Source organism: Arthrobacter sp. YA7-1 (assembly GCF_025960325.1).
Taxonomy (GTDB): domain Bacteria; phylum Actinomycetota; class Actinomycetes; order Actinomycetales; family Micrococcaceae; genus Arthrobacter; species Arthrobacter bambusae_A.
On sequence record NZ_CP110114.1, the window covers coordinates 2,825,134 to 2,851,708 of the forward strand.

22 protein-coding genes and 1 tRNA gene are annotated in these 26,575 nt (G+C 65.4%); 10 read left to right on the forward strand and 13 right to left on the reverse strand.

Annotated elements, in window-relative coordinates; genetic code table 11:
- Window positions 1-96 precede the first annotated feature (96 nt).
- Complete coding sequence (locus tag OIT41_RS13260; RefSeq protein WP_078108471.1) at window positions 97-993, forward strand: glycosyltransferase; 897 nt, start codon at window positions 97-99, stop codon at window positions 991-993.
- On the opposite strand, the gene OIT41_RS13265 is transcribed toward OIT41_RS13260, so the two are convergent.
- The 10 genes from OIT41_RS13265 to argS form a co-directional block, all read right to left on the reverse strand.
- Window positions 990-1,787, reverse strand: coding sequence for a WecB/TagA/CpsF family glycosyltransferase (locus tag OIT41_RS13265; RefSeq protein ID WP_264636600.1), 798 nt, complete (start codon window positions 1,785-1,787; stop codon window positions 990-992). The genes OIT41_RS13260 and OIT41_RS13265 overlap by 4 nt on opposite strands.
- The gene (locus OIT41_RS13270; RefSeq protein WP_264636601.1) at window positions 1,784-2,623 is read right to left on the reverse strand and encodes an L-threonylcarbamoyladenylate synthase; all 840 of its coding nucleotides are present in this window, start codon (window positions 2,621-2,623) and stop codon (window positions 1,784-1,786) included. The genes OIT41_RS13265 and OIT41_RS13270 overlap by 4 nt, the downstream gene beginning before the upstream one ends.
- A 12-nt stretch (window positions 2,624-2,635) precedes the next feature.
- A complete protein-coding gene (prmC, locus tag OIT41_RS13275) occupies window positions 2,636-3,508 on the reverse strand; it encodes a peptide chain release factor N(5)-glutamine methyltransferase (protein ID WP_264636602.1) in 873 nt (290 codons plus the stop codon).
- 18 nt (window positions 3,509-3,526) lie between these two features.
- Complete coding sequence (gene prfA / locus OIT41_RS13280) at window positions 3,527-4,600, reverse strand: peptide chain release factor 1 (protein WP_028264759.1); 1,074 nt, start codon at window positions 4,598-4,600, stop codon at window positions 3,527-3,529.
- Window positions 4,601-4,777: 177 nt separating this feature from the next.
- Window positions 4,778-6,892 carry a transcription termination factor Rho gene (rho, locus tag OIT41_RS13285; RefSeq protein WP_264636603.1) on the reverse strand — a complete coding sequence of 705 codons (2,115 nt, stop codon included), beginning with the start codon at window positions 6,890-6,892 and terminating at the stop codon, window positions 4,778-4,780.
- A gap of 301 nt (window positions 6,893-7,193) precedes the next feature.
- Window positions 7,194-8,168: a homoserine kinase gene (thrB, locus tag OIT41_RS13290; RefSeq protein WP_264636604.1), complete on the reverse strand. Its 975-nt coding sequence runs from the start codon at window positions 8,166-8,168 to the stop codon at window positions 7,194-7,196.
- 2 nt (window positions 8,169-8,170) lie between these two features.
- A complete protein-coding gene (thrC, locus tag OIT41_RS13295; RefSeq protein WP_078108465.1) occupies window positions 8,171-9,277 on the reverse strand; it encodes a threonine synthase in 1,107 nt (368 codons plus the stop codon).
- Window positions 9,278-10,594 carry a homoserine dehydrogenase gene (locus OIT41_RS13300; RefSeq protein ID WP_241707401.1) on the reverse strand — a complete coding sequence of 439 codons (1,317 nt, stop codon included), beginning with the start codon at window positions 10,592-10,594 and terminating at the stop codon, window positions 9,278-9,280. It abuts the gene before it with no gap.
- Window positions 10,587-12,056, reverse strand: a complete 1,470-nt coding sequence (gene lysA / locus OIT41_RS13305) for a diaminopimelate decarboxylase (protein ID WP_241707400.1) — start codon at window positions 12,054-12,056, stop codon at window positions 10,587-10,589. The genes OIT41_RS13300 and lysA overlap by 8 nt, the downstream gene beginning before the upstream one ends.
- A gap of 5 nt (window positions 12,057-12,061) precedes the next feature.
- Window positions 12,062-13,711 carry an arginine--tRNA ligase gene (argS, locus tag OIT41_RS13310; RefSeq protein WP_241707399.1) on the reverse strand — a complete coding sequence of 550 codons (1,650 nt, stop codon included), beginning with the start codon at window positions 13,709-13,711 and terminating at the stop codon, window positions 12,062-12,064.
- Between the two features lie 219 nt (window positions 13,712-13,930).
- Between argS and OIT41_RS13315 the strand changes: the two genes are divergently transcribed.
- The 6 genes from OIT41_RS13315 (at window position 13,931) to OIT41_RS13340 (ending at window position 18,513) form a co-directional block, all read left to right on the forward strand.
- Window positions 13,931-14,350, forward strand: coding sequence for a hypothetical protein (locus OIT41_RS13315; RefSeq protein ID WP_078108462.1), 420 nt, complete (start codon window positions 13,931-13,933; stop codon window positions 14,348-14,350).
- Between the two features lie 4 nt (window positions 14,351-14,354).
- Complete coding sequence (locus OIT41_RS13320; RefSeq protein WP_241707398.1) at window positions 14,355-15,227, forward strand: FAD:protein FMN transferase; 873 nt, start codon at window positions 14,355-14,357, stop codon at window positions 15,225-15,227.
- The gene (locus OIT41_RS13325; RefSeq protein WP_264636605.1) at window positions 15,224-16,744 is read left to right on the forward strand and encodes an FAD-dependent oxidoreductase; all 1,521 of its coding nucleotides are present in this window, start codon (window positions 15,224-15,226) and stop codon (window positions 16,742-16,744) included. The genes OIT41_RS13320 and OIT41_RS13325 overlap by 4 nt, the downstream gene beginning before the upstream one ends.
- A gap of 87 nt (window positions 16,745-16,831) precedes the next feature.
- A tRNA-Arg gene (locus tag OIT41_RS13330) sits at window positions 16,832-16,904 on the forward strand.
- A gap of 235 nt (window positions 16,905-17,139) precedes the next feature.
- A complete protein-coding gene (locus OIT41_RS13335) occupies window positions 17,140-18,156 on the forward strand; it encodes a M4 family metallopeptidase (protein ID WP_264637961.1) in 1,017 nt (338 codons plus the stop codon).
- 33 nt (window positions 18,157-18,189) lie between these two features.
- Window positions 18,190-18,513, forward strand: a complete 324-nt coding sequence (locus tag OIT41_RS13340; RefSeq protein WP_264636606.1) for a protealysin inhibitor emfourin — start codon at window positions 18,190-18,192, stop codon at window positions 18,511-18,513.
- Here the strand turns inward: OIT41_RS13340 and OIT41_RS13345 are convergent.
- On the reverse strand, window positions 18,510-19,478 hold the full coding sequence (locus OIT41_RS13345; RefSeq protein WP_264636607.1) for a GlxA family transcriptional regulator: 969 nt from the start codon (window positions 19,476-19,478) through the stop codon (window positions 18,510-18,512). The genes OIT41_RS13340 and OIT41_RS13345 overlap by 4 nt on opposite strands.
- An 81-nt stretch (window positions 19,479-19,559) precedes the next feature.
- On the opposite strand from OIT41_RS13345, the gene OIT41_RS13350 reads away from it, so the two are divergent.
- From OIT41_RS13350 to hrpA, 3 genes are read left to right on the forward strand one after another with little or no spacing between them, the layout of a single operon-like run.
- Window positions 19,560-19,727 (forward strand): hypothetical protein, encoded by a 168-nt coding sequence (locus OIT41_RS13350; protein ID WP_241707394.1) that lies wholly within the window; start codon window positions 19,560-19,562, stop codon window positions 19,725-19,727.
- 60 nt (window positions 19,728-19,787) lie between these two features.
- Entirely contained in the window at window positions 19,788-20,774 is a 987-nt protein-coding gene (locus OIT41_RS13355; protein ID WP_241707393.1) for a helix-turn-helix transcriptional regulator, read from the forward strand.
- 13 nt (window positions 20,775-20,787) lie between these two features.
- The gene (gene hrpA / locus OIT41_RS13360) at window positions 20,788-24,786 is read left to right on the forward strand and encodes an ATP-dependent RNA helicase HrpA (protein WP_241707392.1); all 3,999 of its coding nucleotides are present in this window, start codon (window positions 20,788-20,790) and stop codon (window positions 24,784-24,786) included.
- Window positions 24,787-24,892: 106 nt separating this feature from the next.
- Here the strand turns inward: hrpA and OIT41_RS13365 are convergent, their stop codons facing one another.
- Window positions 24,893-25,321 carry an HIT family protein gene (locus OIT41_RS13365; protein ID WP_241707391.1) on the reverse strand — a complete coding sequence of 143 codons (429 nt, stop codon included), beginning with the start codon at window positions 25,319-25,321 and terminating at the stop codon, window positions 24,893-24,895.
- A complete protein-coding gene (locus OIT41_RS13370; protein WP_241707390.1) occupies window positions 25,318-26,499 on the reverse strand; it encodes an NAD(P)-dependent alcohol dehydrogenase in 1,182 nt (393 codons plus the stop codon). Before OIT41_RS13370 ends, OIT41_RS13365 begins: the two co-directional genes overlap by 4 nt.
- Between the last annotated feature and the right edge of the window lie 76 nt (window positions 26,500-26,575).

The window sequence follows — 26,575 nt, forward strand, 5'->3', positions numbered from 1 at the left end:
TCAAGATACTAGCGGCAACGGCGGCTTTGCTCCGTTTCACGCGCCCCTAGGGCGAGCCGGGAAGACCTCCCCGCCACTGCCCGGAAGGAACCCTACATGACTGTCTCCGTTGCCGTTGCGGCTGTGACTTTTGACCGCCCCGGAGAGCTAGCAGTCCTGCTCGACGCTATCAACAAACAGTCCATGCCCGTGGACACGATTTGCCTCGTGGACAGCGGAACCACCCCTTCTCGGGAGCTCGCGTCGAGCCATCCGAAGGTGGACTACGTCCGCTCGGAGGCGAACCTGGGCGGGGCGGGCGGCTTCGCCCTCGCGATCCTCAAGGCGGTGGCCAGCGGTGCCGAATGGGTCTGGATCATGGACGATGACGCCGAGCCCGGCGATCCCGCATGCCTCGAAACCCTCGTTCGCGAAGCGGAGGCCCGCGGACTGGATGCCGTTGTCCCGCTCGTCGTCGCTCCCGGGCATCCGGACAAGCTCTCGTTCTTCTTCCGGATTGACGGCAAGGTGACCCACGACCGAGCCGAAGTCGAAAAGGCGGGGTTCCTGCCCGACGTCGGGCACTTCTTCAACGGGGCGCTCATCCGTTCGAACGTCTTCTTCAAGGTGGGAGTGCCGGATATCCGGCTGTTCATCCGCGGCGACGAGGTGGACTTCATGATCCGCCTCAGGAAAGCCGGGATACGCTTCGGCACGGTCGCTACGGCATGGATCACCCACCCGCACGCGTTTTCCGAGACAAAGCACGTCTTCGGCGCCCGCTGGCATGTGATCGTGCCCGATTCAGCGTTCAAGCGGTACTTCTACTACCGCAACCGGGGTTACTTGATCCGCCGCTACCGTCGCGGGAAGTCGATGGTGGCCGACGTCGGGGGCTACCTGGGCTATTTCCTGCCCCGAGGTGACTTCCGCGGGCTCGCTGAGTGGTTCCGGGCGTTCTCCGCGGGTTTGCGGGACAAAGGCTTCGGTCCGCTGGAGGACCAGAAGTTCTAAGGGCGTGGTGTTCCGGCCTCGCGGTTCTTGGAGGAAAGCCGACGGCGTACCAGCAGGCCGAGGAGCACCCACGGCTCGCCGAAGACCCGGTAGGCGACGCGTCCCGGGTGCAGGGCAAGTCGCCATGCCCATTCAAGCCCGAGGCGGCCCAGCCAGCGTGGAGCGAGCTTCTGGAGGCCGGCCAGCTGCTCGATAGCGCCGCCGACTGTGCAGTAGACGGCAGGGGGAAGCTCGTCCAGGCGCCGGTGGAGGACCGATTCCTGCAGCGGCATTCCCAGGCCAAGAAGGACGAGCTGGGGGCGGAATTCCGTCAACCAGGCGACGGCGGCCTCTTCGCCGGCATCGTTCCAATTCTCCCCGGGGCGCCCGGATACCACGGCGCCGGGCACGATGTCGCGGAGGCGTTCCACTGTCTTGCTGTTGGCTTCGGGACCAGCGCCGACGACGGCGATCCGGCGCAGTCCATCGACGCGGCCGAGCGCCGGCACCCAGTCAGTGGAACCCAAACGGTATTCCATCAACCCGGCAGCATCGTCACGTGAACCTCCGCGGTGCCCAAGTCCCCAAAGCATCGCGACCGGCGCGCCATCCATGAGCACCACATCGCTGCGTTCATACAGACGACGGAAGTCCGGACTCGAATGAAACAACGTGACGCTGTGGAGATTGTGTCCGAGGACAACCTTGGTGGTGCCGTCCGAAACGTACCCGCTGATGGCCTCGATAAGTTCGTCGGCGCACAAGGCGGTGACGTCTACGTCCAGAAGGGGAACACGATCCCGGACCAGGCTCATTCGGCCCTGGTCTCCGTGTGGACAGCATTTTCGCCAGAAACAGGGGTCTCGGCTTGAACAGGGGTCTCAGGCGCAGGGGTCTCAGCTTGCGCATCCGGCGCCGTCTCAGGCGCCGTCTCCTGCTGCACGGCGGCCTCAGGCGCGGTTTCCGGCTCCGGTTCAGATTCCGGCGCGGTTTCCCCGAGGGCCAGCACTCCGGGCACGACTTCGCGGAGGCGTTCCAGGGAAATGGCACCATCGCGCACTACGCGGAGCGGCAAGGCGGTGGCGTCGACGATCGTGGACGGCACGGACTCGGTTCCTTCGACCGGCCGGAATCCGCCCTCAAGGTACACCTCGACCGACTCGGCAAGCTGGGTCCTTGCCTCGGCTGCTGTCTGCGCGGCCGCCTGGCCGGTGCGATTGGCCGAGGACACTGCCAGCGGCCCGGTGCGGTTGAGCAGTTCAAGCGCAATCGCGTCGTCCGGCATGCGAAGAGCGACGGTTCCGCGGGTCTCCCCCAGGTCCCAGTCCAAGGACGGCTGGGCGTGGAAGATCAGCGTCAGGCCGCCGGGCCAAAAGGCTTCCGCCAGTTTCCGGGCTTCTTCCGATACATCGGTCGCCAGCCCGTCGAGCGCATTGATCCGCGGGATCAGCACCGGGGGCGGCATATGGCGGCCGCGGCCCTTTGAGACAAGCAGCATGGTCACGGCTTGCGGCGAGAACGCGTCGGCGGCAATGCCGTAGACGGTGTCCGTCGGCATGACGACACACTTTTTCTCGCTGATGGCGCGCTGCGCATGCTCCAGGCCTTCGGCGCGTTGTTCCTCTGACGTGCAGTTGTAGCTTGTGGTCACAGCGTTATTCTTTCATTTCCCGGAGGCAGCGATTGCCAACACTGCGCTCGTGGCACGTTCCTTGCCGTTGAGATCGAGGTGGGTGGTGACCTGGGTCCAGCAGCCGGCCGACTTCAGGTGTTCGGAAATCCACCCTGCCTGCACCTCAGCGTGCTCCATCACGAAGAAGCCGCCGTCCTTGAGGAGCCGGGCAGCCGAGGCCGCAGCCGCCGTCGGGAGATCCATTCCGTCCGCTCCCCCGCCGTACAGCGCCTCGGGCGGATCGTGCAGCGCCACTTCGGGTTCGTTCGGAACGGCTTCAGCCGGGATGTAGGGCGGATTGGAAACGACGACGTCGAACGTTCCGTCGTGTTCGGGCAAGGCATTGCGGAGGTCGCCCTGCACGAGCTTCACCCCGAGCGGCTTCAGGTTCTTGGTGGCCCACGCGTGGGCGAAGGTGCTGAATTCGACGGCGTGGACCTCGGCTCCGGGCACTTCGTGGGCAATCGAACCGGCAATGGCACCCGACCCGGTGCCAAGATCAACCACTTTGGGGTGCCGGAGACCCTGGAGGTGGTCGATGACCAGCTGGACCACGGATTCCGTTTCGGGCCGCGGAATGAACACGCCCGGACCCACGGCAAGCGTGAGGTAACGGAAATGCGCGACGCCGGTGATGTGCTGGAGCGGAACGCGCTGTGCCCGTTCGGCCACCAGGTCCGCGTACCCTTCCGGAGCTGCGGTGTCACCGAGCAACATGGCGCGTAGCCGCCCGAGGCCGACACCCAGGAGATGTTCCGCTAGAAGTTCCGCGTCCACGCGCGGAGTGGGGACTCCGGCGTCGGACAGGATGGTTGTTGCCTCGCGGACGGCGTCGGCGAGGCTTTGGCCCGGAAAGAGCGTCATCAGGATCCTTGCAGGCTGCTACTCGCCCAGGGCATCCAGGCGCGACTGTTCGTCCATTTCGATGGCCGACTGGATGACCGGTTCCAGGTCGCCGTTCATGACGGCGTCGAGGTTGTAGGCCTTGTAGCCGGTACGGTGGTCGGCAATCCGGTTCTCCGGGAAGTTGTACGTCCGGATGCGCTCGGAACGGTCCATGGTACGGATCTGGGATTTGCGCTGGGCCGAGTTCTCGGCGTCGATCTGCTCCTGCTGGTGGGCGAGGATGCGGGCACGGAGGACGCGCATGCCGGCTTCGCGGTTCTGCAGCTGGGATTTTTCGTTCTGCATGGCCACCACGATGCCCGTAGGGAGGTGCGTGATGCGGACTGCCGAGTCTGTGGTGTTGACGGACTGGCCACCGGGGCCCGAGGACCGGTAGACGTCGATCTTCAGGTCGTTCTGGTTGATTTCGAGCTCTTCGGGCTCATCCACTTCCGGGAGCACGAGTACACCGGCGGCGGAAGTGTGGATGCGGCCCTGCGATTCGGTGACGGGAACGCGCTGGACGCGGTGCACGCCGCCCTCGAACTTCAAGCGGGCATAGACGCCTTCTGCGGGATCGTTCGAGTTGCCCTTGACGGCCATCTGGACGTCCTTGTAGCCGCCCAGGTCTGATTCCGTGGCCGAGATGAGTTCGGTCTTCCAGCCGCGCGACTCCGCGTAACGCATGTACATGCGCAGCAGGTCTCCGGCGAAGAGCGCAGCTTCGTCGCCGCCTTCGCCGCCCTTGACCTCAAGGATGACGTTGCGGGCGTCGTCGGGATCGCGCGGGATCAGCAGCCTGCGCAGTTTCTCCTGCGCTGCCGGAAGCTTCGCCTCGATTTCGTCTACCTCGGCAGCAAATTCGGCGTCCTCGGAAGCCATTTCCTTGGCTGCTTCGAGATCGTCCATGAGCCCGCGCCAACGGTTGTACGCCTCAACGATGCCCTGCAACTGGGCCGAGCGCCGCCCCAACTTGCGGGCCAAAGCCTGGTCGGCATAAACGGCAGGATCACTCAACTGCGCCTGGATGGCGGCATGTTCGTCAAGCAATCCCTGTACGGACTCAAACATTTTCAAACCTCTTTCGACTTCTACAAGTCTAATAACTGCGACGCGGGGTCACTTCCGGCCCATCTTGACCCCCGGCATGGGCCGTAAGTGACCCCGCGTTGCAACGGGAAAGGGCGGGAGCTGAACATCCGCGCGGAATCAACCGCACGAACGAACTAGCGCCCGCCCCTGAAACAGCTACTTGTCGTTATCCGACTTGGCTCCAAGAGTCGTCTTCTGTACCTGCATGAGGAACTCGACGTTGCTCCCGGTCTCCCGGATCTTGTTGGTCAGGAGTTCAAGGCTCTGCTGGGTCTCGAGTCCGGACAGGACGCGGCGCAGCTTCCACATGATCTTGACTTCTTCGGCCGAAAGCAGGTTCTCTTCGCGACGGGTACCCGAAGCGTTGACGTCCACGGCCGGGAAGATGCGCTTGTCCGCCAGCTGGCGGGACAGGCGGAGCTCCATGTTGCCCGTGCCCTTGAACTCCTCGAAGATGACCTCGTCCATCTTGGAACCGGTCTCCACGAGCGCGGTTGCCAGGATGGTGAGCGAGCCACCGTTTTCGATGTTGCGCGCAGCACCGAAGAAACGCTTCGGCGGGTAGAGCGCAGCGGAGTCGACACCACCGGACAGGATACGGCCGGAGGCCGGCGCTGCCAGGTTGTAGGCGCGGCCCAGGCGGGTCATGGAATCCAGGAGGACCACCACGTCCATGCCCATTTCCACGAGTCGCTTGGCGCGCTCGATGGAAAGCTCGGCAACCGTGGTGTGGTCGTCGGCGGGACGGTCGAAGGTGGAGGCAATGACCTCGCCCTTGACGGTGCGCTGCATGTCCGTGACTTCCTCGGGACGTTCGTCAACCAGCACCATCATGAGGTGGACCTCAGGGTTGTTGGTGGTGATCGCGTTCGCGATGGACTGCAGGATGAGCGTCTTACCGGCCTTCGGCGGGGAGACGATCAGGCCGCGCTGGCCCTTGCCGATCGGGGCCACGAGGTCGATGACGCGCGGGCCGATCTTCTTGGGGTCCGTTTCGAGGCGCAGGCGCTCGGACGGGTACAGCGGGACGAGCTTCGCGAATTCGACACGGTCCTTGAGCTCTTCGGGCGTCTTGCCGTTGACCGACGTGACGCGGACGAGCGCGTTGAACTTCTGGCGCGCAGACTGCTGGTTGCGGTCCTCGCCGTCACGCGGGGCGCGGATGGCGCCGACGACGGCGTCACCCTTGCGCAGGTTGTATTTCTTGACCTGGGCGAGGGACACGTACACGTCGTTGGCACCGGGCAGGTAGCCAGAGGTGCGGATGAACGCGTAGTTCTCCAGTACGTCCAGGATGCCGGCAACCGGCAGCAGGACGTCGTCTTCGGTGACCTCGACGTCGTCGACGTCCGGGCCCTGGCCGCGGCCCCGGCGACGCTCGTTGCGGTCGCGGAAGCGGTCGCTGCGGGTGTTTCCATCGCGGTTGTCACGGTTGTCGCGGTTGTCCTGCGGACCCGGACGGTCGTTGCGGTCGCGACGATTGCGACGATTGCGACGGTTGCCGCTGTCATCGCCGTCGTTCGTGTCTTCGCGACGCGTACGGGTGTTGTCGCGGCGTTCGCGCTGGCCGGATTCCCCGGCGTCGGCCGAGGCCTGTTCGCCCTGGCGCGGCTGTGCCTGACGCTGCTCGGCCTGGCGCTGCTCGGGCTGGCGCTGTTCTGCCTGGCGCTGTTCTGTGCGGGGCTGTTCGGCCTGCGGCTGCTCGGCAGCGCGGGTCTCGCCGGCTTCACCGGCCTCCACGGGAGCAACGGCCTCGCCACGACGACGGTTCCGCGTGCGCGGCTGGCGGCGTTCGCCGGCGGCCTCGCTTGCTTCGGCGGCAGGAGCTGCAGGAGCCTCGACGACGACGGCGGGAGCCTCCGCGGCTTCCGCGGCGGCGGGAGCGGCAACAACGCCGTCACTCGTGGCGCGGCGGCTACGGCCACGGCCACGTGCCCGGGTGCCATCCTGCGCCGCGGCTTCGGTGGATGCTGCGGCAGGTGCGGCAGGGGTCTCAGCTTCCGGGGATGCAGGCGCGGCCTTCGCTGCCACGGCTTTGGCCGCGGCAGGAGCCTTGCTGGTGGTTGCACCGGCGCGGTGGGCCGAGATAGCCGAAACCAAGTCCCCCTTGCGCATCCGGGATCCGCCCGAAATGCCCAGCTGACTGGCGAGAGCCTGGAGCTGCGCGAGCTTGAGGCCTGCAAGGCCGCTGCTCTTAGCGGTTGCGGCCGTTGATTCAGCTGCAGAAGATGTGGTGTCCACAGCTGAAGCCAGCTCAGTGGTTTCTGTCACGAAGGATCCTTCCCCCTCGACGGCGTCCAGACCTGGAGCTGGACGCGATGATTTGTTCTGGACTGCAGTTCAGATCTGCAGCCGTGATTTCGGCCTTGCCGGTTTAGTTTCAGCAGGGCCGGATACTAATACGTCTTCGATGCTCCGGCGGGCGGGGCGCGGGCTGACGGTCCGGGTAACAGAAAGGGTTCTGTGGCACCTGCGACAGGCCGATAAGGAGACGACACCGGCAGACTTCGACACAGTAGGAGACGGGAACGGCATCTAGCCGGGATCCAATGTCAGGGAACTGCCCGCGGTTCTACCGCCGGTGCAAGTCCACTCTAGCACCTTCAACGTCCACTGCCAGTGTCATCACGCGCCACGCAACGTCCGGTGTGTTGTCCGCGGTGAACGTTTTAATCAATTCCGCAACCGCCCCGGCTTCGTCCGCGCCGTTGGCCAGCGCCAGAACGGTGGGACCCGCTCCCGAAACGACGGCCGCATGTCCCGCAGACCGCAATGCCTTGATCAGCGCCGCACTTGGCCGCATTGCCTCTGCGCGGTAGCTCTGGTGCAGGTAATCCTCGGTCCCGGGAAGCAGGAAACGGGGATCGGACGTCAAAGCGTGGACCAGGAGGGCGGCACGCCCTGCGTTCATCGCTGCCGCGTGGTGGCCGATGGAAGCGGGCAGCAGCCCGCGGGCGGTTTCGGTGGACAGTTCGTAGTCGGGGACGGCCACGATCGGGATGACCGCCGGGACCACCTCCGCACGGGTGCTGCTGTACTGCTCGCTGTCCTGCCACGACAAGGCCAGTCCGCCGAAAATCGCGGGTGCGACGTTGTCCGGGTGCCCTTCCATCTCGCTCGTGAGCTGCAGAATCCATTCGCGGTCGCGCTGGGCGGATTCGGGGACCAAGGCGTTGGCAGCGGTAACGGCCGCAACCACGGCCGACGCCGAGGAGCCAAGTCCACGGCCGTGCGGATTGACGTTGTCCGCGGTGATCTTGAGGCCGCTGTGCCGGAAACCGAGGCGTTCCAGGGCCATGGTGAGCGCACGCACTACGAGGTGGCTGCCATCGCGAGGGAGGGACTCGGATCCCTCGCCGGAGAGCTCGAACTCGAGCTCTCCGGTGCTGAGCGTTTCGACAGTCAGGGTGTCGTAGATCGACAATGCCAGGCCGAGGCTGTCATAGCCCGGGCCCAGGTTGGCGCTGGTGCCCGGGACCCTGACGGTCAGCTGCTGGCCTGCCGCGACAAGCTTGAGACCCGTCGCGGTGGGCTGCGTGGTTTCCACTCTTAGTTTTCTTCCAGTCCCAGTTCGGATGCCACGGTCACGACGTCGTTCGGTACCTTGACCGGCTGGACGTCGCTTCCGTCTTCGGTGCGGAGGGCCCACTGCGGGTCTTTGAGTCCGTGACCGGTGACCGTGATGACGATCGTCTTTCCGGTGGGAACCTCGCCGGCCGCGTGCTTCTTGATGAGGCCGGCGACGCCTGCGGCGGAACCGGGTTCCACGAAGACGCCTTCCTTGGCGGAGAGCCAGCGGTGGGCATCGAGGATTTCCTCGTCGGTCACGGCGTCGATGAAGCCGCCGGATTCATCGCGTGCCGCGATGGCAGTGTCCCAGGATGCCGGATTGCCGATGCGGATGGCCGTGGCGATCGTGTCCGGTTCGGTGATGGGGTGGCCTGCCACGAACGGTGCCGCGCCTGCCGCCTGGAATCCCCACATGGCCGGAGTCTTGGTGGAGACGGCGGGAAGGGTGCCGGCCGTTGCGGACTCGAAGGGCGCGGAGTACTCCTTGTAGCCCTTCCAATACGCGCTGATGTTGCCCGCGTTGCCGACCGGCAGGACGTGGATGTCCGGAGCGTCTCCGAGGGCGTCGACGATTTCGAAGGCACCGGTCTTCTGGCCTTGGATGCGCGCCGGGTTGACGGAGTTCACGAGGAACACCGGGTAGGACTCGCCGAGCTTCCGGGCGATGTCCAGGCAATTGTCGAAGTTCCCGTCCACCTGCAGGAGCGTGGCACCGTGCGCGATCGCCTGGCTGAGCTTGCCCATGGAGATCTTGCCTTCGGGGACGAGCACGGCACACTTCAGCCCGGCGGCCGTGGCGTAGGCCGCGGCGGAGGCCGAGGTGTTGCCCGTGGAGGCGCAGACAACGGCCTTGGCGCCGGCTTCGACAGCCGCCGTCATGGCCATCGTCATGCCGCGGTCTTTGAAGGATCCGGTGGGGTTCATGCCCTCCACCTTCAGGTAGACCGTGGAACCGGTGAGTTCGGAGAGCTTCTGCGCGTGGACCAGCGGGGTTCCGCCCTCGCCGAGGGTAATGACCTTCGTGGCTTCCGTCACAGGCAAACGATCAGCGTATTCGCGGATTACTCCGCGCCATTGGTGAGCCACTTAGACCCCTTCTACCCGCAGGACGGATGTCACAGAATTGATGACGTCCAGGCCCTTGACGGCCTCGACGGTTGCCGCGAGTGCGGCTTCGGATGCGCGGTGGGTGACGATCTTCAGCTCGGCCGACTCAACCTTCGAGCCGGCGTCGCGGTGGATTGTCTGGCGCATGATCTCAATCGACACGCCGTTCTCCGCGAAGATGTGGGTGATCCGGGCCAGCACTCCGGCCTGGTCGGCGACGTCGAGGCCGATGTAGTAGCTCGTCGTGGAGGCGTCGATCGGCAGCGCGGGCACGTAGCCGGTGGTGGTCTCGGTGCGGCCGGGACCGCCGAGCACCACCCGGCGGGCGGCCGAAACGAGGTCGCCCAGGACGGCGGACGCCGTGGGGGTTCCGCCGGCGCCCTGGCCGTAGAACATCAGCTCGCCGGCATTCTCGGCTTCGATGAAGACTGCGTTGAACGCACCACGGACTGCTGCGAGCGGGTGTTCGCGGGGCAGGAGGGTGGGGTGGACGCGGACCGAAATGCCGTCGTCGCCGTTTGCGCTGGTGATCTTCTCGGCGATGGCGAGAAGCTTGATGACGAAGCCCGCTTCCTTCGCGGCGGCAATGTCAGCCGCGCTGACCTTGGTGATGCCTTCGCAGTAGACGTCTTCGAGCGCGAAGCGCGTGTGGAAGGACAACGACGCAAGGATGGCGGCCTTGGCCGCGGCGTCATGGCCTTCGACGTCGGCAGTCGGGTCGGCTTCAGCGTATCCGAGGCGTTGGGCCTCGGCCAGCGCGTCGGCGAACTGCGCACCGGTGCTGTCCATCTGGTCGAGGATGAAGTTGGTGGTGCCGTTGACGATGCCCAGGACCCGGGTGATGCGGTCGCCCGAGAGGCTGTCGCGGATGGGGCGCAGGATCGGAATGGCTCCGGCGACGGCGGCCTCATACGAGAGCTGGACGCCGGCCTTGTCGGCTTCTTCGTAGAGCGTCGGGCCATCCTGTGCCAGGAGCGCCTTGTTCCCGGTCACGACGCAGGCACCATTCTGCATGGCAGTCAGGATGAGCGAACGGGCCGGTTCGATGCCTCCCATGAGCTCGATCACCAGGTCGGCGTCCTTGGCCAGGGTATCGGCGTCGGTGGTGAACAGTTCGCGCGGCAGTTCGACGTCGCGCTCTGAATCGATGTTTCGCACGGCGATGCCGGACAACTGCAAGCGCGCGCCGGTGCGGGCCGCAAGGGCGTCGGCGTCGTCAAGGAGAATCCGCGCTACTTGGGCCCCGACATTGCCACAGCCCAGCAGGGCCACCTTCAGGGTTCGCACTTCAGACATTCGCCACTCCCATGTCGCGGTTCAAGAGATCTTCTTCGGTTTCCCCGCGGACGATCAGCCGGGCGGATCCATTGCGCACAGCGACAACGCCAGGCCTGGCCAGATAGTTGTAGTTGCTTGAGAGGGCCCAGCAGTAAGCGCCGGTTCCCGGTACAGCGAGCAGATCACCGGCTGCCACGTCTTCGGGCAGATATACATCTCTAACAACTATGTCGCCGCTCTCGCAATGTTTGCCCACTACTCGGGACAGCTGCGGGGCGGCACCCGAGGCCCGCGAGGCGAGAATGGCCGAATAATCCGCGTCGTACAGCACCGGACGGGCGTTGTCGCTCATGCCGCCGTCCACCGACACATAGCGGCGCGGGAACGTAACGTTTTCTTTGGCCTCGGCACCCGCGGGTGCGTCCACTCGAACAGTTTTCAGCGTTCCCACCTCGTACAAGGTGAACGTGCTGGTGCCCACGATCGCGCGGCCCGGTTCGATCGAAATGCGCGGCGGGGTGATCCCCAGCCCAGCGCACGTGGAGCGTACGACGGCGGCCATCGCCTGCGCGATCTCGGCAGGCGGGCGGGGGGTGTCCACCGGGGTGTAGGCGATGCCGTAGCCGCCGCCCAGGTCCAGTTCCGGCAGGACGATGGAGTACTTCGCCTGCATCGCTGCGAGGAATCCCAGCAGCTTCTCGGCTGCCAGGGCGAAGCCGTCGGGCTCGAAGATCTGGGAACCGATGTGGCAGTGCAGGCCCAGGAGTTCCACGTTGGAGTACGAGGTGGCCGCCGCGACGGCTTCTTCGGCGGCCGAAAGGCCGGCCGACTCGGTAGTGTCCCCGGCCATGGAGAGACCGAATTTCTGGTCCTCGTGGGCCGTGGCAATGAATTCGTGGGTGTGGGCGTGGACGCCGGGAGTCAGCCGCAGCATGACCTTCGCCGTCTCGCCGCGGCCGGAGGCTACCTTGGCAACCCGCTCAAGCTCATCGAGGCTGTCCACCACGATGCGGCCGAGCTTCATGTCCAGTGCGCGGTTGATTTCGGCGTCGGACTTGTTGTTGCCGTGCAGTCCCAGATGGGCACCGTCGATGCCGGCGCGCGCCGCGACGGCGAGTTCTCCCCCGGAGCACGTGTCCAGGCGCAGGCCTTCTTCCGCCACCCAGGCGGCCACGGCAGTGCACAAGAAGGACTTTCCGGCGTAATAGACATCCACTCCCCCGCAGATGTCCTCGAAAGCTTCGTCGAAGGCATGCTTGAAGGAGCGGGCACGGGCCCGGAAATCGCCTTCGCTCATGACGAACAGCGGGGTGCCGAACTGAGCCTTGAGTTCGCTGACGGGAACGCCATCAATGGCGAGTTCGCCGTCGTCGTTCCTCCGGACACCTTCGGCCCACATCGGCGCGTGCAGCGCGTTCAGGTCTTCCGGCACGGCGAGCCATCCGGGCGCAAGGGGCGAGGCGGGGGCGTTGTTCTGCACGCTGATCACATCCGTTCCGGAGCTGAAACGCCGAGGAGTTCAAGTCCGTTCGCCAGCACCTGGCTCGTGGCGTCGTTGAGCCACAGCCGCGTGCGGTTGACGTCCTGGACGGCTTCATCGCCCAGCGGCGAAACGCGGCAGGCGTCGTACCAGCGGTGGTAGGCACCGGCGATGACCTCGAGGTGGCGGGCCACACGGTGCGGCTCGCGGAGCTCCGCGGCCTTGGCCACGATGGACGGGTAGCTGCCGAGGTAGGACAACAGCTCGTTTTCGGTCGCGTGGTCCAGCAGCGACGCGTCGAACGCGCTGTGGTCCACGCCGGCGTCGATCGCGTTGCGTGCCGTTCCCCGGGAACGGGCGTGCGCGTACTGCACGTAGAACACAGGATTTTCGTTGCTGTTCTTCTTCAGCAGCTCCGGGTCCAGTGTCAGCGGCGAATCCGCGGGGAAGCGCGCCAGCGAGTAACGCACAGCGTCCTTCCCGAGCCACTCGATAAGGTCCTTGAGCTCGATGATGTTGCCGGCGCGCTTGGACAGCTTGGCGCCGTTGACCGACACCAGCTGTCCGATCAGGACCTCGATGTTGACCTCGGGATCGTCGCCCGCACAGGCGGCGATGGCCTTGAGCCGGTTGATGTAGCCGTGATGGTCGGCCCCGAGCAGGTAGATCTTCTCCGTGAAGCCGCGGTCCTTCTTCGACAGGTAATACGCGGCGTCGGCGGCGAAATACGTGGGTTCCCCGTTGGCACGGATCATCACGCGGTCCTTGTCATCGCCGAAGTCCGTGGTGCGCAGCCAGACTGCCCCGCCGTCGTCGAACACGTGGCCCTGTTCCCGGAGGCGGGCGACGGCGGATTCGATCGCGCCGCCGTCGTGCAGTTCCTGCTCGGAGAAGAAGACATCGAAAGCCACGCCGAATCCGGCCAGGGTGTCCTTGATGTCCTTCATCTGGGCCTTGTAGGCGGCGGCGCGGATGACCGGCAGCGCTGCCTCGTCGGTCAGCTCGCGGATTGCCGGGTGGGCCTTGAGGACCTCGTCGCCGAGTTCCCGGATGTACTCGCCCGGGTAGCCGCCCTCCGGAACGCCGCGTCCGTGCAGGCGGGAGAGCACCGAGTTCGCAAAAACGTTCATCTGCGAGCCGGCGTCGTTGATGTAGTACTCCGCGGTGACGTCCGCACCGGAGGCGCGGAGGACGCGGGCGATGGAATCGCCCAGTGCGGCCCATCGCGTGTGGCCGATGTGCAGCGGCCCCGTGGGGTTGGCCGAGACGAATTCCATGTTGACTACATGGCCTGCGAGCGCCTGGTTGGTTCCGTAGGAGCTTCCCGCCTCGACGATGACCTTGGCCAGCGCGCCGGCGGTGGCCGCGTCCACGGTGATGTTAAGGAAGCCGGGGCCAGCGATGTCCACGGCGGTGACGCCGTCGATCGCTTCGAGCCGCTTGCCCAGGATCGTGGCGAATTCCCGCGGGTTGGTCCCGGCTTGCTTGGCAAGCTGCAAGGCGATGTTGGTGGCCCAGTCGCCGTGCTCCCGGTTCTTGGGTCGCTCCACGCGCACGTCCTCGGGGAGGGCAGATTCGGAAAGCGCAAGCTCGCCAGCGGCGACAGCGTCTTTCAGGCAGGCGGATATGGCGGCTGAGAGTTCTTCGGGAGTCACCCGTCTAGCCTACCGGTGGGGCTTGCAACTGGTGGAATTCTTATGCTTGGCAATGCGCACATGCGGGCACCAGCGCGCACCCAGCCGACGCCCAGCTTCGCCCAGTAGAGCTCCCAGACTGAACCGATAGGCTGAAATCAACGTCAATCGTGTGATCGGCCCACGGCCTGGAGCACTATGCATTGACCCTTTTCGAGTCCAGTTGAAACGAGCAGAACCATGACTACGCCACTCCGCAAGGGCCTCCTGGTAGGCGCCGCCGGCCTCACCCTGGCCAGTTCGGTGGCAGCTTGCGCCCCTTCGGCCCAAGGCAGCACCCCGCAGAAGACCTCCTCGATTTCCGGCCCGTACAAGGACGGAACCTATAGTGCGGACGGTGACTACATTTCACCCAACGGCGGCGAAACCGTCGGCGTTCAACTGACCTTGGCCGGCAACACCATTTCCGCTGTGGACATCACCGTCCATGCCAACAACCCGAACACCCAGGAGTTCCAGGGACAGTTCAAGAACGGCATCGCCGCGCAGGTTGTCGGCAAGAAACTGGACGAGATCAACGTCTCGAAAGTAGCGGGCTCCTCCCTGACGAGCGAAGGATTCAACAAGGCCGTGGAAACCATCAAGTCCGAGGCCAAATAGCGGCATGACGCTCACGGGCTGGAGCGTTTTCAGCTTCGACGGCATCGGGACCACGTGGGAAATCTCGACGCCGGAGGACCTCCCGGAGCGGGTGCGCGCCGGCTTGCTCGGCGTCGTGGAGGACTTCGACCGAAGCTACTCGCGTTTCCGGGACGACTCCCTGATTGCAGTGCTCGCCCGTGAACCCGGCACCGTCACCCTTCCGGCCGGGGCCGGCAAGCTGGAACAGCTTTTCAAAAAGCTATACCACCTCAGCAACGGTGCCATGACTCCGCTCATTGGCAGCAGCCTCGAGCGCCTGGGCTATGGCGCAGACTACGCTTTGCGGCCCCTCGGCCATCCGGTGCCGGCGCCGCGTTGGGAAGACGTCCTCGTATGGAGCGGCACGTCGATCTCCGCTTCCGCTCCCGTGGTCCTGGACATCGGCGCTGCGGGAAAGGGCCAATTGGTGGACCTTCTGGCCTCGGTCCTGCGCGGAGCGGGAACCGCGGAGTTCCTGGTCGATGCGAGCGGCGACATGCTCCATTCCGGCACGGAACCATTGCGCGTGGCCCTCGAACACCCCTACGACCCCACCCAGGCGATCGGCGTCGTCGAACTGCGCGACGGCGCGTTGTGCGCTTCCGCCGCCAACCGCCGGACGTGGGGCGACGGCCTGCACCATGTCCTCGACGGCGCCACCGGGCGCCCCATCGAGACGGTCGTGGCCACGTGGACCACGGCTGCGACGGCAATGGAAGCCGATGCCCTGGCCACAGCACTCTTCATGGTTGATCCGCCGGTGCTGGAGACAGACTTCGAATTCTCCTGGCTCAAGGTCTATTCGGACGGACATGCCGCCTATTCGGCCGGCTTCGAAGGGACACTGTTCACATGATTGCCATCAAAGCGCGCGTGGATGCCTGGCTCGGCCATTTCACGATGTACCGGCTGATTCTTTGGGTCCTTGGCGTGCTTGCGGTGTACAGCCTGGTGCTGAACGCGCTGGGCTGGCTCACCTTCGGGCTGCCTGAAATGCTGGTCCACCTTGTGCTGTGCCTGGGCCTGACGTACGCGTCCAACCGGCTCGTGGCCATGCTCTTCCAGGTCCGGCCGCATTCGGAGTCCTCGCTGATCACGGGCCTTTTGCTGTACTTCCTGTTCTGGCCCACTGAGCTGGTTCCCTCGGTCCAGGTCCTCGATCTCGCCGGAGTCGCCGTGGCGTGCGTCCTGGCCTCGGCAACGAAGTATGTATTGGCCTTCCGCGGGCGGCACATCTTCAATCCCGCCGCCGCGGGCGCCTTCATCGCGGGGCTCACCGGCTTGAACATCGCCACGTGGTGGGCAGCAACCCCGGCCATGCTGTGGCTCCTGGTGCCCGGCGTGCTGCTGGTGCTGTACCGGACGCTGAAGGTGCTCATGGCCTGCACTTTCCTGGTGGTGGCGGTCTCGGTGGTGTGCGTCTTGCTCCTGCGGGGCGGCATGACCTTCGGACCCGCCGTGTGGCAACCGATCGCGCAGCAGCCGCTTCTGTTTTTCGTCGGCTTCATGCTCACCGAACCACTTACCTTGCCTCCCCGCCGTTGGCAGCAGGTGGCGCTGGCCGCCGTCGTGGCCTTGTTGTTCGCGGTGCCTTACAACGTGGCGGGCGTCGCCAACTCGCCGGAACTCGCTCTGCTCATTGGAAACCTCCTCGCGTTCCTTGTGGGGCAGCGGGGCGGAATCGTGCTGACGTTCAAGGGCTCGCGTCCCCTGACCCCCTTCACCGCCGAGTTCCGTTTTGAGCCACGACGGCCCGTCCGCTTCCTTCCGGGGCAGTTCATGGAGCTCAACCTTCCGCACTCGCGCTCGGACGGCAAAGGGCGGCGACGGGTGTTCAGCATCACCAGCGCGCCTGACTCGCCCGAGATGACATTCGGCGTCGGCACGGCGGAACCCGTCTCGGCAGCCAAGCGCGTGTTGCTCGCGCTTGAGCCTGGACAGTGCGTCCATGGAACCGCCGTGGGCGGCGACTTCGTCCTCCCGCCCGACGCCGGCAAACCCTTGCTGTTCATCGCGGCGGGAATCGGGATTGCACCTTTCCTTTCCCAGCTGGCTGCCGGCGACTCAGCACGAAGGGACATCATCGTGCTGTATCTCGCCCCCAGCGCCGCCGAACTCGCCGGGTGCGATGTCCTCGAGGCCTCGGGGGCACGGGTCATCGCCCGGCTTTCGGACGGTTCCCTCCCGCCGTCGTTCATGCACGACGCCGGGCGGAGCCGCATCGATGGCGACTCCCTGCGGGCGCTCATCCCCGATGTGGCCGAACGGGACGTGTACGTCTCCGGGTCTCCGGCAAACGTGGACGCCCTTCGCTCGGCCGCCCGCCACGCCGGAGCCCGACGAATCCATGTGGACGCTTTCGCGGGCTACTGACGGCTCGCCCGCACCCGTTTTCCGTTGCGGCGCGGTGACCTGCTAAGCTCATGGACGTCCCTCCGGCAACGGACGGGAGCCCCGGATGCCCTCGTAGCTCAGGGGATAGAGCGTCTGCCTCCGGAGCAGAAGGCCGTAGGTTCGAATCCTATCGAGGGCACAACAGAAAACCCCGCCAGTTCAAGGAACCGGCGGGGTTTTTTCTTTGCCCGGCCGCGTTGCCGGTTTTGGGTTACAGACCAGTCGGCGTGCCCGCACGGGGCCCACCCGCCGTCGTGATCCGGGACATGCCGCAGCGGGCCGGCTAAAAAGTCGGTGGCCGCTCCTAAGCTGTTCGTACCCGTCCACGAGGTACGAAAGGGTTCGCCGTGATCTGTTCCATCGTTCCGCCGTACATGCTGCGAAGGCTGGCGGCCCAACATGAGCCCCGCCTGCGCGTTATTGCGCGGGCGGCCAAGGAATCCCTGCTCCACATCAAGAACCTCCAAGCGGTCCGCTCGCTTCCGGTGCCGGCCCCGGTGCCCACTGCGCGCCAGGCGAAGCCCGGCCCGCCCAAGCGCACCATCTACGACGCCGGCTCCACCGAAGCCTTGCCGGGCAAGGCCGTCCGCAAGGAGAAAGGCCCGGCGACGGGCGACGCAGCCGCCGATGAAGCCTACGACGGACTCGGCGGAACCCACGCCCTTTATGCGGAGGCGTTCAGCCGGAATTCGATCGACGGCGCCGGCCTGAAACTCGACGCCACCGTCCATTACGGCGAGCTGTACGACAATGCCTTCTGGAACGGCGGCCAAATGGTCTTCGGTGACGGCGACGGCGAGATCTTCCAGAGGTTCACCAAGTCGCTCAGCGTGATCGGACACGAGCTCGCCCACGGCGTCACCCAATACACGGCAGCACTCGCCTACCGGAACCAGGCCGGAGCGCTCAACGAATCCATGTCGGATGTTTTCGGGGCACTCGTGGAGCAGTATGCCAAAAAGCAGACTGCTGCCGAGGCCAGCTGGTTCATCGGCGAGGGCTTGTTCACCGACGCCGTCCACGGCACCGCGCTCCGGTCCATGAAAGCACCCGGTACTGCGTATGACGACGACGTTCTCGGCAAGGATCCGCAACCGGACTCCATGGACAAATACGTCCGCACCACCGCGGACAACGGCGGTGTCCACATCAATTCGGGCATCCCCAACCGGGCGTTCTCCCTTCTTGCCCTGGAGCTGGGTGGCAATGCCTGGGAAGCTCCGGGACAGATCTGGTACAACACGCTGACCAGCGGCTCACTGCCCGCCACCTGCACGTTCGGCCGCTTTGCGAAAGCCACGGTCGCGTCGGCGGAGGAACTCTTCGGCGCCGGCTCACGCGAGCATGACGCAGTCCGTAAGGCATGGGAAACTGTGAAGGTAAAGCTCTAGCAATACCCTCCAGAGCAGTGGAAGCCGCAGAACATGAAAATCACTGTCCAGCGCAGCGGTGGCGTCGCCGCGATCACCCGCGTCTGGACCGTGGACGCCGCCACCTCGGAAGATAAGCAGCGCTGGATGCCAATCGTGGAGGCCTGTCCTTGGGACCAGGTGCCATCCCGCGGTCGCGCCAGCGAACAAGCGCTTGCGCGGACAACCGGGAAAGCAGCCAGGCAAGCCGACAGGTTCATGTATTCAATCCGCGCCGGACAACACCGGGCCACGCTTCCCGAGACCGAAGTCACCGGGCCGTGGCACACCCTCGTGGAGAACGCCAAGGTAGAGGGACACGAGACCCTCCGCCGCTAGCCAACCTCCGCCAACTGGCCGCGGAAAGCCCTCCGGTACGACTGCGGACTCGTGGCCAGGACCTTGGCGAAGTGGTGACGCAGCAGCACGGAATGTCCGAATCCGGCCTCGCGCGCAATTTCGTCAATGTTCATCTCGGTGGTTTCCAGAAGCTCCTGCGCCCGGAGCACGCGTTGCGAGTTGAGCCACGCCGCCGGTGTGGCCCCGGTTTCTGCACGGAAACGGCGTGCGAACGTCCGGGCAGACATGTGCAGGCGGGCCGCCAGCTCGTTGACACTGTGGTCCCGCTCAAGGTTCTCCACCATCCAGCGCAGCAAGGCCTCCATCGGCGCGGAGCCGCACGTGGGCATGGGCCGGTCGATGAACTGGGCCTGGCCGCCGTCGCGGTGCGGAGGAACCACCATGTCGCGGGCGATGGCTGCGGCAACGTGGGCGCCAAGCTCGACGCGAATCAGATGCAGGCAGGCGTCGATGCCGGCGGCGGTGCCGGCACTTGAGATGATCGTTCCGTCCTGGACGTAGAGCACATTTTCGTCGACGTGAATCTGCGGATACCTGTTGGCGAGGTCCTGTGAATAGTGCCAGTGCGTGGTGCAGCGGCGCCCGTCAAGGAGCCCTGCGCGCGCAAGCGCGTAAGCGCCGGAGCAGATCGACATGACCCAGGCACCCCGTTCATGCGCCGCCCGCAGAGCTTCCAACACGGGCTCCGGCACGTCCTCATCCCGTCCGTACGGGGCCATGATGACCAGGTCGGCATCGGCCGTGGCTTCAAGGCCCAGGCCAACGTTCATTGACAGCCCGGATTTCATCTTCACGTCTCCAGGGAGGGGAGTGCAGACCCTGAAGTCAAAGGCGGGAACGCCACTCCCCCGGTCCGCGCGGTCAATGCCGAAGACCTCGCAGGCGGTCCCGAATTCGAAGATCGAGAAGTTGGGAACAACAATGATCGCCACTGTTTTCAACATAGATCCAGTGTGGCAGAAAATTGCCTAAATGGGTCGTTTCTGCCACTGTTTCTTGAGGTTAACCCGGAACACGATGGAGTCATGGAATTCATCGGAGCCTTGCTGTTCATCATCCTCATCATCACCGCAGCCGCTTCCATCTCAGCGGTCCTTCGGGACGGCCGCGGCCACCTTCCCCCCGACCGTTCGGAGCCTTGGACCGCGCGGGACCTGCCTGACAACTCATGCTGGACATTGCGCTCGTACTAACGACAGCCTGTCCCTCAACACGGACGACTTTTGTCCGCATCCTGGGCTAGATTCAATGGCATGATCCAGACGTCCGCGAGGCTGCTGCAATTGTTGTCCTTGCTGCAGGTCCGGCGTGAATGGACCGGCCCGGCATTGGCCACACGGATGGGTGTCACGGAGCGCACCGTCCGCCGCGATATCGACAAGCTCCGGAACCTGGGGTACCCCATCCACGCCTCGCCAGGGATAGCCGGCGGTTACCAACTGGGCGCCGGGGCGCAGCTCCCGCCGCTGCTGCTGGACGACAATGAAGCTCTCGCCGTCGCCCTGGGGCTGAACTCGGTGGCGGCGGGTCCCGTGGCCGGTATCGGCGAAGCATCGGTTCGCGCGCTTGCCAAGCTCGAACAGGTGCTTCCCTCACGTCTCCGCCCGAAGTTCGCGATGCTCAAGGCCGCGGTCACCACACTGCCCAGCAACGCGGCGTCGGTAGACCCCCAGCAGCTCACGGTGGTCTCCGCGGCGATCACGGACAAGCGGCAACTCAGTTTCGACTATGTCAAGGCTGACGGCGAGGCCAGCCGGCGTCTCGTGGAGCCATACCGGCTGGTGGACACCGGGCGGCGCTGGTACCTCGTCGCGTGGGATGTGGACCGGGAAGACTGGCGCACGTTCCGCGCCGACCGCATCGCCACGCTTCCGGCGGAACGGAAGAAGTACGTGCCGCGCCCCCTGCCTGCCGAGGACCTCGCGGACTATGTCCAGCGCTCCGTGACCCGCTCGCCTTACCGTTACGACGTCGTCGTGCGCCTCCATGCCCCGATCGGCGAGGTGGCCGCCGTCGTCGGCCCACAGCTCGCGAGCCTGAGCGACGACGGCGGGAAGGCCACCCTGCTCCGCGCCGGTTGGGACAGCCTGGCGCAGCCGGCGGCACACCTCGCAGCGCTGGACATGGACTTTGAGATCATTTCTCCCGAGGAATTCAAGGAGTACGCCCGCACCCTGGCAGGGCGATTGGAAAAAGCCGCAGGGACCCATGCACTGCAAGGCGGCGCGCCGCCACAGTAGACTGTCAGCAGCCATGACATTTCATATTTCCTACCCCGCAGAGCTGCCCGTCTCCGAGCGCCGCGAGGACTTGATGGCGGCGATCGCCGCAAACCAGGTGACCATCATCGCCGGCGAAACAGGTTCCGGCAAGACCACGCAGATCCCCAAGATGTGCCTGGAACTCGGCCTCGGGGACAAGGGCCTGATCGGCCACACCCAGCCGCGTCGCCTTGCCGCGCGCACCGTTGCGGAACGCATCGCCTTCGAGATGGGCGTGGAGATCGGGCAGGAAGTGGGCTTCCAGGTCCGTTTCACCGGCGAGGTCAGCAAGGCTACCAAGATCAAGCTGATGACCGACGGCATCCTGCTGGCCGAGATCCAGCGGGACAAGCTGCTGCGGAAGTACAGCGCCATCATCATCGACGAGGCACACGAGCGCAGCCTCAACATCGACTTCATCCTGGGCTACCTCAAGCGGATCCTGCCGCAAAGGCCGGACCTGAAAGTCATCATCACTTCGGCCACCATCGACCCCGAGCGTTTCGCGAAGCATTTCGGCAGCGAAGAAGAACCTGCTCCGATCATTGAAGTATCGGGCCGGACCTACCCGGTGGAAATCCGCTACCGGCCGCTGTCCCAGCCGGCCGGCGGCGCTTCCGGCGAGGATGAGGACGCCTCCGACGACGAGCTCGAGGAAGACCGCGACCCCCTCGACGCCGTGTGCGACGCCGTCGACGAGCTCGCGCTGGAGTCTCCCGGAGACATCCTGGTGTTCTTCTCCGGCGAGCGCGAGATCCGTGACGCCGCGGAAGCCCTGAACGGCCGGATCCAAGCCAACCGCAGGCTGGCGGGCACGGAGGTCCTGCCGTTGTTTGCCCGTTTGAGCCTGCAGGAGCAGCACAGGGTCTTCAACCCGGGCGGCAAGCGGCGGATCATCCTCGCCACCAACGTCGCCGAAACGTCCCTGACGGTGCCCGGGATCAAGTACGTCATCGACACCGGCACGGCCCGCATCTCGCGATACTCGCACCGCACCAAGGTGCAACGGCTGCCGATTGAACGCGTCTCGCAGGCATCGGCAAGCCAGCGTTCCGGCCGTTGCGGGCGCGTGTCAGAGGGTATCGCCATACGGCTCTATTCCGAGGAGGATTTCGAGTCCCGCCCCCCGTTCACTGATCCCGAAATCCTGAGGACCAACCTTGCCGCGGTCATCCTGCAGATGACTGCCATGGGCGTTGCCCGCGGCCCCAAGGACGTCGAGAACTTCCCCTTCGTTGAGCCGCCGGACTCCCGTGCCATCAACGACGGCGTCACGCTGCTGCGCGAACTCGGCGCCTTGAGCGCTGCCCGCACGGGCGACGGCGGCGCTCCCCCAGCCGTCGACGGCCGAAACACGCGCGGGGGCGGCGCGGACAACCGCGGCGGCCTGACCGCCGTCGGGCAGAAGTTGGCGCAGCTCCCAGTGGACCCCCGGCTCGGCAGGATGATTGTCGAGGCTGGCAAGCGCGGCTGCGTCAAGGAAGTCATGATCCTGGCGGCGGCCTTGACGATCCAGGATCCGCGCGAGCGCCCGACGGACAAGCAGCAGCTTGCGGCGGAGAAGCACGCACGCTTCCGGGACGAGAACTCGGACTTCACCGGATTCCTGAACTTGTGGAACTACATCCAGGAGAAACAGCAGGAGCTTTCCTCCACGCAATTCCGCCGGCTGTGCAGGAACGAGTTCATCAACTACCTGCGCGTCCGGGAATGGCAGGACCTCTTCCAGCAATTGCGCCAGCTCGCCAAGCCGCTGGGCATCACGATCGACAACAAGCGCGAGGCCGACCCTGTTGGCAACAACGAGGGGATCCACATCAGCCTGCTGTCGGGACTGCTGAGCCACATCGGCATGCTGGATGAACGCAAGCGCGAATACGCCGGAGCACGAGGCAGCCGTTTCGCCATCTTCCCGGGCTCGGCTTTGTTCAAGAAGTCGCCGGCGTTTGTGATGGCCGCGGAACTGGTTGAAACAAGCCGGCTCTGGGCCCGGGTGGCCGCGAAGTTCGATCCTGTGTGGGCAGAGCAGGTTGCACCGGACCTCGTGAAGCGCTCCTACAGCGAGCCCCACTGGTCCACCCGGACGGGCTCGGTCATGGCCCATGAAAAGGTGATGCTCTACGGAGTTCCCATCATCCCGAACCGCCGCATCAACTACGGCAGGATCGATCCCGAACTCTCCCGCGAACTCTTCATCCGGCATGCGCTCGTAGAGGGCGACTGGAAAACCCACCACAAATTCTTCCACCGCAACCGCGCCTTGCTCCATGAGATCGAGGAACTCGAGACACGGATGCGCCGCCGCGACATCCTCGTGGACGACCACGCGCTTTTCGAGTTCTACGATGCCAGGGTCGGCAAGGACGTGGTCTCCGAACGCCACTTCGACAAATGGTGGAAGGAAGCCCGCCAGCAGGATCCCACCTTGCTGGACTTCGACCAATCGCTGCTCATCAGCGAGGACGCCGAAGCCCTGGATGATTCCGCCTACCCGAGGACCTGGCTTCACAAGGGCTTTGAGCTGCCCCTGAGCTACGAGTTCCATCCCGTGGCGCCCGGCTCGCCGCCCAATCCCTCGGACGGCGTCACGGCCGAGGTACCCGTGCTGTTCCTGAACCAGCTCGACGACGCACCCTTCCGTTGGCAGATACCCGGCCAGCGGGTGGAGCTCGTCACGGCCTTGATCAAGTCGCTGCCCAAACATCTCCGCAAGAACTTCGTGCCGGCCCCTGATGTGGCCCGGCAGGCTGCTGCTGCCTTGGAAAGCGACTTCGACCCCGCCTCGGACGATCTCGAGGCCTCGCTCGAGCTGGTGCTGCGCCGTATCCGCGGACACATCATTCCTCCGGGATCCTGGAATTGGGACGCCGTTCCGGCGCACCTGCGCGTCAGCTTCAAGGTAGTGGACAGCCGCGGCAAGGTGCTCGACGAAGGCAAGGACCTCGCCGCCCTCCAGGAGCAGCTGGCCCCCGCCACCCGCCGGGCCATCGCGGAATCCCTGGGCGCAACACCCGCGACGACCGCACGCGCCCAAGGTTCGAAGGACGGCCCACGTGCCGCGGGTGCCGGAGCCTCCGGGGGAAACGGCGGCGGGACGACCCCTCAGGGAGCCGGTTTCCTCTCAGAGCAAACCGGGCTGACCGCATGGACTTTCGGGGCTATCGAGCGCCACGTGACGCGGACGGTTAAAGGACACGATGTCACCGGTTATCCAGCTCTCGTGGATGAGGGCAAAACCGTTGCGTTGCGCGTGTTCCAGACCCGGGCGGAGCAGGAGTCGGCAATGCGCGGCGGTGTTATCCGGCTGCTCGCCCTGCGGGTTCCCGCGCCGGACCGCTACGTGCTGGAACATTTGAACAACACCGAGAAGTTGACGTTCAGCCAGAATCCCCATGGTTCGGTGAGCGCCTTGATCGCGGACTGCGTCCTGGCGGCCATCGACAAGCTGACTCCCGCCGAACTTCCCTGGGACAAGACGGCGTTCGATGCCCTGTACGAGCTGGTCCGCGCGGAACTGATCGACACCGTCTTCACGGTGACCGCCGTCGTCGAACGCATTTTGGGGAGCACCCGGCGGATCGAGAAGCAACTCAAGGGCAGCACGAGCCTTGCCCTGATCAGGGCGCTCAATGACATGAAGAGCCAACTGGAGCAGCTCGTCTTCCCCGGATTTGTGGCGCGGACGGGCTACGCCCAATTGAGCCAGTTGCCGCGCTATCTGGCCGGAATCGAGAAGCGCCTCGAAAAGCTCCCGAACAATGTCCAGCGCGACGGGCTGAACATGTCGGTCGTGCAGGCACTGGAGGACGACTACGACGACGCCGTCTCCGCGCTCTTGCCCGGCCGACGGGCAGGAGCCGAGTTAACACGGGTGCGCTGGATGATCGAGGAACTGCGCGTCAGCCTCTTCGCCGTCGAGCTCGGCACGGCCTATTCGGTCTCGGAAAAGCGCATCCGGACGGTTCTCAACCAGGCGCTGGCCCCCGCGTAGCTGCCCCCAACCCCAAACGCCCGCTCACTTATAGCGGTCATTCTGTCGACCCTCATGCACTCATGACGGGATCTAAACCGAAACCTTCCTGCACATCGTCGCGCCCTCAATCCGCGGGAACGAACTCCCCGTGTCCTGCGGCGGCGAGGCCTGCCCGGAGTTTCGCCGCATTCGCGTCGAGCCGGGCAGGGTCCGGGTTGTGCTCTACGGTCCCGAAGTCGAAATCGGCCAGCGAGGTTGCCGGGAAGACGTGCACGTGGAAGTGCTCCACTTCGAAGCCCACCACGGACAGTCCTGCCCGTGGCGCGCCAAACGCCTCCACTTGCGCCTTGCCGATTGCCTGCGCGACGGACATGACCTTGTTGAGGAGCCCAGTGGGGACGTCGGTCCAGCGGTCCACCTCTTCGCGGGGCACCACGAGCGTGTGGCCATCAGTCAGCGGGGCGATGGTCAGGAAGGCAACGACGTCGTCGTCCTTCCAGACAAAGCGTCCCGGAATCTCGCCGTTGATGATCTTGGTGAACAGGGTGCTCATATGTCTGCCTTTTCCGACGCGGGTTGAAGGGTCTTGGTATCGAGGACGAAACGGTATTTGACGTCGCCGGCAACCATGCGGTCGTAGGCTTCATTGAGTTGCCGGGCGGTGACGACCTCGACGTCGCTTACTACGCCGTGCTCGGCACAAAAGTCGAGCATTTCCTGGGTTTCGGCGATGCCGCCGATCAACGAACCCGCGTAGGAGAGCCGGCGCCGGATCAGCGCGCCGGGACTGACCGGAGGCATGTCGGTGGGAGGAAGCCCCAATTGGAAGAGGGCACCGTTCAGCCGCAAGGTGCGGAAGTACGGGTTCAGGTCGTGCGGCGCAGCCACGGTGTCGATGATGACGTCGATGGTACGGTTGGCGCCTTCCATGGCTTCGGGGTCCTTCGAGAGGATCACCTCGTCGGCACCGAGCTCGATTGCCGCCTCAAACTTGGCGTCCGACGTCGTGAATACCACCACGCGCGCCCCCATGGCCTTCGCAATCTTGACCGCCATGTGGCCCAGTCCGCCGAGTCCGACGACGCCCACCACGTCGCCCTCCTTGACGTCGAAGTAACGCAGCGGCGAGTAGGTGGTGATGCCCGCGCACAGCAGCGGCGCCGCGGCGGCCGGGTCGAGGCCCTCGGGCACGCGCAGCACGAAGCGGCGATCGACCACCACCGAGGTGGAGTACCCGCCCTGCGTGATGGAGTCGCCGTTCCGGGCGTCCTTCACCCCGTAAGTTCCGACGTTTCCGCGTTCGCAGTACTGCTCCAGGCCTTCGAGGCAGCTGCCGCATTCGCGGCAGGAATCCACCAAGCAGCCGACGCCCACGAGGTCTCCGGGTGCGAAGTCGTCGACGGCGGAGCCCACCCGGCGGACCCGGCCCACGATCTCGTGGCCCGGGACCAACGGATAGTTCTGGGCGCCCCATTCGCCCCGTGTCGCGTGGACGTCGGAGTGGCAGAGGCCGCAGAAATCGATCTCGATCTCGACGTCGTCTTCCTTGGGAACGCGGCGGGCCACGGTCAGCGGGACAAGGCCGCTGTGGGCCGACGTGGCGCCGTAGGCGGCCGCGAGGGTCGGCGTTCCCTTCGCAGCTGCGGGCGTTGACGGCGAGGTATCCGCCGTCGCGTCATCCACGACGAGCGGCTTGCCAAGGGGCGGAGGAACGGGGCGTCCGGGAGTCATGCCTCGACGCTACCCCTGCGGGCTGATTTTTTGCCACTCTGCGCCGCCACGCCCGCTGGCTTCACGGCAAGCCAAG